The sequence below is a fragment of the Arenimonas sp. genome, assembly GCF_019459675.1.
Taxonomy (GTDB): Bacteria; Pseudomonadota; Gammaproteobacteria; order Xanthomonadales; family Xanthomonadaceae; genus Arenimonas.
On the sequence record NZ_JAIBFH010000004.1, the window covers coordinates 1 to 6648 of the forward strand.

The window sequence follows — 6648 nt, forward strand, 5'->3', positions numbered from 1 at the left end:
CCCGGGTTGTAGCGGAAGTTGAACACCACCTCGCAGTGGCCGGGGATGACGTTGTTGGCGCCCGTGCCGGCGTGGATGTTGGACACCTGCAGGCTGGACGCCGGGAACTCCGGGTAGCCTTCGTCCCAGGTGCGCGCCGTCAGTTCGGCCAGCGCCGGCATCACCTGGTGGATGGGGTTGCGGGCCTTCTCCGGGTAGGCCACGTGGCCCTGGATGCCGCGCACCGTCAGGTTGCCCGACAGCGTGCCGCGGCGACCCACGCGCAGCAGGTCGCCCAGGGCTTCCTTCGAAGACGGCTCGCCGGTGACGCAGAAATCGATGCGCTGGCCCGTGGCGCGGAAGTGCTCGGCCACGCGGCGCACGCCGTCGATGGCGTCGCCCTCCTCGTCCGACGTCAGCAGCAGCGCCACGGTGCCGGGGTGCTGCGGATGCAGGGCCACGAACTGTTCAAGCGCCAGGACGAAGGCCGCCACGCTGCTTTTCATGTCGGCGGCGCCGCGGCCGTACAGGTAGCCGTCGCGCACCGTGGGTTCGAACGGGTCGCTGTGCCAGGCCTCGCGCGGGCCCGGCGGCACCACGTCGGTGTGGCCCAGGAAACACAATACGTCCCCGCCCTCGCCGTGCGTGGCCCACAGGTTCTTGACCACGCCGTAGTCGATCTGGCGACACGCGAAGCCGGCGCGCGCCAGCCGTTCGGACAGCAGCGCCTGGCAGCCGGCGTCTTCGGGCGTTACCGAAGCACGCCCGATCAGGTCACGCGCAAGGTCGAGCAGGTCGGTCATTTCTGTAGTCCGAAGCGCAGTTTGAAGCCATTGTCGGTGAATCCGACGCTCACCGCGCCGTCCTGGGTCACCAGCACCGGCCGCTTCACCAGCGCCGGGTGTTCCTTGAGCAGCAGGGTCCATTCGGGGTCGGTGGCCGGCGACTTGCGGGTCTCGGGCAGCTGCCGCCAGGTGGTGGACGCCCGGTTGATCAACTTGTCCCAGCCGCCCAGCTGCGCCGCCCAGGCCTTGAGGGTTTCGGGCGGCACGCGCTGGGCGCGGTAGTCCACGAACGCGTGCTCGATGCCAAAGCGCGCCAGCCAGTTGCGGGCCTTCTTGCAGGTATCGCAGTTGTCCAGGCCGTAAACGGTGGCGCTCACTCCAGCGCGCCCCGCAGCAGCTCGTTCACCGACGTCTTGGCGCGCGTCTTGGCGTCCACCTGCTTGACGATCACCGCGCAGTACAGCGAGTACTTGCCGTCGGCCGAAGGCAGCGATCCGGACACCACCACGCTTCCCGCCGGCACGCGGCCGTGCGATATCTCGCCGGTGGCGCGGTTGTAGATGCGCGTGCTCTGGCCGATGAATACGCCCATGCCGATCACGCTGCCCTTCTCCACCACCACGCCTTCCACCACTTCGGCGCGGGCGCCGATGAAGCAGTCGTCTTCAATGATGGTCGGGCTGGCCTGCAGCGGCTCGAGCACGCCGCCGATGCCGGCGCCGCCCGACAGATGGCAGTTCTTGCCGATCTGCGCGCAGCTGCCCACGGTGGCCCAGGTGTCCACCATGGTGCCCGCGCCCACGTAGGCGCCGATGTTGACGAAGCTGGGCATCAGCACCACGTCCTTGCCGATGTGGGCACCGGCGCGGATGATCGCGCCGGGCACCACGCGCGCGCCCACTTCACGGAAATCGGCTTCGTCGAAGCCCTGGAAGCGCTGCGGCACCTTGTCCCAGAACGGCGCCGGGTAGCTTTCCACCAGCTGCATGTCGTTGACGCGGAAGTAAAGCAGCACGGCCTTCTTCAGCCACTGGTTGACCTGCCAGCCACCCTTCACCGGCTCGGCCACGCGCACCTTGCCCGACTCCAGCAGCGCGATCACGTCCTCCACGGCCGGCCGCGTCGACCCGTCTATCTCGGCGGCGCTGAGCGTGGCGCGGCGTTCGAACGCGTCTTCGATGATCGCCTGCAGCTGCTCAGTGGCGGGCTTCTTTCTTGCCATGGTCCGTCTCTCCGTCGACGCAGGCCACGATGGCCTGGCTCAGCTTGTCCAACAGGGCCTGGTCATCGATAGCGCGATTGCGCTCGTCCGTGATCAGGAAAAAGTCTTCCACCTTCTCGCCAAACGTGGCGATGCGGGCGTCGTGCACGCGCAGCCGGTGCTGGCGCAGCACCTGGGCCACGCCGGCCAGCAGGCCGGGCTGGTCGGTGCAGACCAGGCTCATGCGAGTGCGGCTGCCTTCGGCCACCTGGTCGAAGCCCACGCGCGCCGGCACCCGGAAATGCCTGAGCTGGCGCGGCGCGGCGCGGCGCACCGGCTTCACCTTGCCCGGATCGCGAAGCGCAGCCTTGAGCGCCGCCACCACCACGCCGGGCTCGGGCGCCACGCCTTGCGGGGCAATCAACTGGAAGTTGTCGAGCGCGTAGCCGTCGTGGGAGCTCAGCACGCGCGCGTCCAGCACGTTCATGCCCAGCCGGTCGAGCGTGGCCACCAGCGCGGCGAACAGGCCGTCGCGGTCGGGCGTGCGCACGAACACCTCCAGGCCGCTGTCCTGCACGTGCGGCCGCACCAGCACCAGGCTTTCGCTGCCGCCCGACTCGGCGATGCCCCGGGTCTGCCAGGCAATCTGCTCGGGTCGGTAGCGCAGGAAGCCCACGTCCGGGTACGCCGCCCAGATCCGCTCCACCTCGGCCTGGTCCAGGCCCTCGCCCAGCAGTCGCTCCATGGCCACGGCGCGGGTTTCAGCGATGATCTCGTTGGCGTGCACCGGGTTCTCCAGGCCCCGGCGCAGCGCGAAGCGCGTGGCCGAGTACAGGTCGGCCAGCAGCCGGTCCTTCCAGGCATTCCAGAGTTTGGGGCTGGTGCCGGCGATGTCGGCGCAGGTCAGCAGGTAGAGGTAGTCCAGATGTTCGCGATCGGCCACGCGGTCGGCGAAGCGCGCCACCACGGCCGGGTCGGAGATGTCCTGGCGCTGCGCCGTCACCGACATCAGCAGGTGGTTCTCGACCAGCCAGGCCAGCAGGTCGCCGTCGGCCGCCGGCATGGCGTGCACCTGGGCGAACTCGCGGGCGTCCGCCGCGCCCAGCTCGGAGTGGTCGCCGCCGCGGCCCTTGGCGATGTCGTGGAACAGCCCCGCCAGCAGCAGCAGGTGTGGCTTGCGCAGGCGCGGCAGCACTTCGTGGGCGATCGCGAAGCGTTCGTCCACGCGGCGCGCGAAGCCGTCCATGTGCGCCAGCACCGTCAGCGTGTGCTGGTCCACCGTGTAGACATGGAACAGGTCGTACTGCATGCGCCCCGACACCTTGCCGAAGGCCGGCAGGTAGCGCGCCAGCACGCCCAACCGCGCCATGCGCGTGAGCGTGGCGACGGCGCGGCGTGAGTCGAGCAGGGCCATGAAACGCGCGCGCACCTGCGGCGGCTGCTCGGTGCACGGGGCGATGCTGCCCAGGGATTCACCGAGCGCGCGCGCGGTTTCCGAATGCAGGCCGCGCGCGTCGGGCAGCGCGTCCCAGACCGCGAACAGCTCCAGCGCCGGCGCCAGGCCTTCGCCCAGGCGCTCGGGCCGGACCATGGCCAGATAACCGTGGCGCAGCTCGTAACCCTCGGACACCGGTACCGCGGCTTCCTCGCCTGAAAGCTGTTCTTCGAAGCGCTGCAGCAGGCGGTCGTTGATCCGCATCACGGTGGCGGCGCTGCGGAAGAAGCCCTGCATCATCTGTTCCACCGCAAGGTTGTCGCGGTGCTCGTCGGTCAGGCCCAGCATGGCGGCCAGCGTCTTCTGGTAGTCGAAGCCCAGCCGCTCCTCGCGCCGGCTGGCCAGCAGGTGCAGGCCAAAACGCAGCCGCGCCAGCTGCCGCCACTCGCGCTCCAGGCTGGCGCACTCGTCCTCACCCAGCAGCCCCAGCGGCACCAAGGCGCGCAGGCCGGGGACGCCGTACAGGCGCATGCCCATCCACGTCACGGTCTGCAGGTCGCGCAGCCCGCCGGGGCCTTCCTTGATGTTGGGTTCGAGGTTGTGCGCGGTGTCGTGGAACCGGGCGTGGCGCTGGGTCTGCTCGGCGCGCTTGGCGTCGAAATAGGCGGCAGGCGGCCAAATCTTCGGCGGCGCCAGCGCGGCGGCCAGCCGGCCGGCGGCGCCCGGGTCGCCGGCCAGCATCCGGCATTCCATCAGCGAGCTCAGCACGGTGATGTCTTCGCCGGCCACTTCCACGCACTGGGCGATCGAGCGCACCGCCTGCCCCGGGGCCAGGCCGGCGTCCCACAGCAGCGAAAAGAAGCGGCCGATCGAGGCCGCGCAGGCCTGCTGGTCGGCGGGCTCGCCCAGCACCAGCAGGTCGATGTCGGAGTGCGGATACAGCTCGGCGCGGCCGTAGCCGCCGGTGGCGATCAGCTGCAGCGGCGCGTCGGCGGGCAGGCTTCTTGACCAGGCCGAGCAGACCACCGCATCGCTGGCTGCGCAGCACAGCGACACCAGGCGGTCGATGGCTTCGCCGGCCTCGAAACGGCGGCGCAGTTCGGCCCGGCGCTCGGCCAGGCCGGCCTTGGCGGCGTCGATCCAGCCGGCGTCGTCGGCGGCTTGCGCGAGGTCGGTCGCCAGCGTCAGCCCGGGGGATGGGGGCACGGCGCTCACGGCCCGGCCCCGGTCACAGGTCGTTGTCGTCGCCGGGCAGGCGGGTGAGGATTTCGACGCCGTCGTCGGTCACCGCCACCGTGTGCTCCCACTGCGCGGACAGGGACTTGTCGCGCGTCACCACGGTCCAGCCGTCGTTGAGCAGCTTGGAATGGCGGGAGCCTTCGTTGATCATCGGCTCGATGGTGAACACCATGCCTTTCTGCAGCACCACGCCCGACATCGGCTGGCCGTAATGCAGCACCTGCGGATCTTCGTGGTAGATGCGGCCGATACCGTGGCCGCAGTATTCGCGCACCACGGTGAAGCGTTCGGCCTCGGCGTATTTCTGGATGGCGTGGCCGATGTCGCCCAGCGTGGCACCCGGCTTCACGACGCGGATGCCGCGGAACATGGCCTCGCGGGTCACGTCCACCAGGCGCTTGGCCTTGACGCTGGGCTCGCCCACCAGGTACATGCGGCTGGTGTCGCCGTGCCAGCCGTCCTTGATCACGGTGACGTCGATGTTGACGATGTCGCCGTCCTTGAGCACCTTGGATTCGGACGGGATGCCGTGGCAGATGACGTTGTTCACCGACGCGCAGATGGTGGCCGGGAAGCCCTTGTAGCCCACGTTGGCCGGGATGGCCTTCTGGACCTGGACGATGTGGTCGTGGCAGACCCGGTCCAGCTCGGCCGTGGTGACGCCCGGTTTGACGTGCGGGGCCACGACCTGAAGAACCTCGGCGGCCAGGCGGCCCGCCACGCGCATGCACTCGATGTCCTGGGGTGACTTGATGGTGATCATGGTCCGGATTATCCCTCAGTTGCGGCTGATTGGGCCAGCGGGCTATACTCCCGCGGCTTGATCCGGCCTTCCCGTAACCTCGGGGCGTCCGGACCATCCCGCCCACGCCGGGCGTCACCGGTGAATTCACACACCTGGCTTTACCCCGCCCCGGGGTGCCCGAGGTCCATTGGACCAGAGGTTCGAGGCGGCGGCCAGGTGGAGGCCCAACCCCGGAGCTCCGAAGCCGCCAGTGTGCGGCCGGCTCCCTTTTCAAGGAATTACCCAGATGACCCAGGTCACCATGCGCCAGATGCTGGAAGCCGGCGTTCACTTCGGCCACCAGACCCGCTACTGGAACCCCAAGATGGGCCCGTACATCTTCGGCGCCCGCGGCAAGATCCACATCATCAACCTCGAGAAGACCCTTCCGCTCTTCACCGATGCGATGAACTTCATCTCGGCCATCGCCCAGAAGCGCGGCACCATCCTGTTCGTGGGCACCAAGCGTTCGGCCCGCGACGCGGTGAAGGAAGAAGCCACCCGCTGCGGCCAGCCCTACATGAGCATGCGCTGGCTGGGCGGCACGCTGACCAACTTCGCCACGGTGAAGAAGTCGGTTGCCCGCCTGAAGGAGCTCGAGGCCGCTGAAACCGACGGCACGTTCGAGAAGCTGGTGAAGCACGAAGTGCTGGGCCTGCGCCGCGAGCGCGACAAGCTGTCGGCTTCGCTGGGCGGCATCAAGGAAATGAACCGCCTGCCCGACGCCCTGTTCGTGATCGACATCGGCCACGAGAACATCGCCGTGCAGGAAGCCAAGAAGCTCGGCATCCCGGTGATCGCCGTGGTCGACACCAACTACGACCCCAACCTGGTGGACTACGCCATCCCGGGCAACGACGACGCCATCCGCGCCGTGCAGCTGTACGTGCACGCCGCCGCTGACGCCGTGCTGGAAGGCAAGGCCGCTTCGCCGCAGGCCCACGTTGCCGCCGACGACTTCGTCGAGCTGGACGCCGAAGGCAACCCGGTCGCCAAGGCCGACACCAAGCCGGCCCCGCGCCGCGCCGCCCCGCGCGACGACAAGCGTCCGGCCCGTCGTGGCCCGGGCGGCCCGGGTGGCGACAAGCGCGACGCCCGCTGAGTCACCGCGGCGTGCAGGGCCCCCCCCCCCCCCAGCCCCCCCCCCCAAAAAAACACGGGAAAAACAACACCCAACCCCACACCCAAAAAAAATATAAAAAAAAAAAAAAAAAAAAAAAAAAAA

General features: G+C 68.9%; 4 protein-coding genes and 2 pseudogenes. 1 reads left to right on the forward strand and 5 read right to left on the reverse strand.

Annotation, left to right across the window (positions count from 1 at the left end):
- The 5 genes and pseudogenes from dapE to map form a co-directional block, all read right to left on the reverse strand.
- Nucleotides 1–782, reverse strand: a 782-nt coding sequence (gene dapE / locus K0M70_RS00080) for a succinyl-diaminopimelate desuccinylase (RefSeq protein ID WP_290777625.1), incomplete at its 3' end; no start/stop codon positions are given.
- Nucleotides 779–1141: an arsenate reductase gene (locus tag K0M70_RS00085; RefSeq protein ID WP_290777628.1), complete on the reverse strand. Its 363-nt coding sequence runs from the start codon at nt 1139–1141 to the stop codon at nt 779–781. The genes dapE and K0M70_RS00085, both read right to left, overlap by 4 nt.
- Nucleotides 1138–2052, reverse strand: a pseudogene (gene dapD / locus K0M70_RS00090) (2,3,4,5-tetrahydropyridine-2,6-dicarboxylate N-succinyltransferase). Before dapD ends, K0M70_RS00085 begins: the two are co-directional and overlap by 4 nt.
- 10 nt (nt 2053–2062) lie before the next feature.
- Nucleotides 2063–4615, reverse strand: a pseudogene (gene glnD, locus K0M70_RS00095) ([protein-PII] uridylyltransferase); the annotation flags it as partial.
- A gap of 13 nt (nt 4616–4628) precedes the next feature.
- Nucleotides 4629–5402, reverse strand: a complete 774-nt coding sequence (gene map, locus K0M70_RS00100) for a type I methionyl aminopeptidase (protein WP_290777634.1) — start codon at nt 5400–5402, stop codon at nt 4629–4631.
- Between the two features lie 268 nt (nt 5403–5670).
- On the opposite strand from map, the gene rpsB reads away from it, so the two are divergent.
- On the forward strand, nt 5671–6525 hold the full coding sequence (gene rpsB, locus K0M70_RS00105; protein ID WP_290777636.1) for a 30S ribosomal protein S2: 855 nt from the start codon (nt 5671–5673) through the stop codon (nt 6523–6525).
- Nucleotides 6526–6648: the final 123 nt, after the last annotated feature.

Excerpts from the sequence above, each read along its gene's own strand:
- map (WP_290777634.1), bottom strand. The coding sequence starts at position 5,402 with ATGATCACCATCAAGTCACCCCAGGACATCGAGTGCATGCGCGTGGCG.
- rpsB (WP_290777636.1), top strand. The coding sequence starts at position 5,671 with ATGACCCAGGTCACCATGCGCCAGATGCTGGAAGCCGGCGTTCACTTC.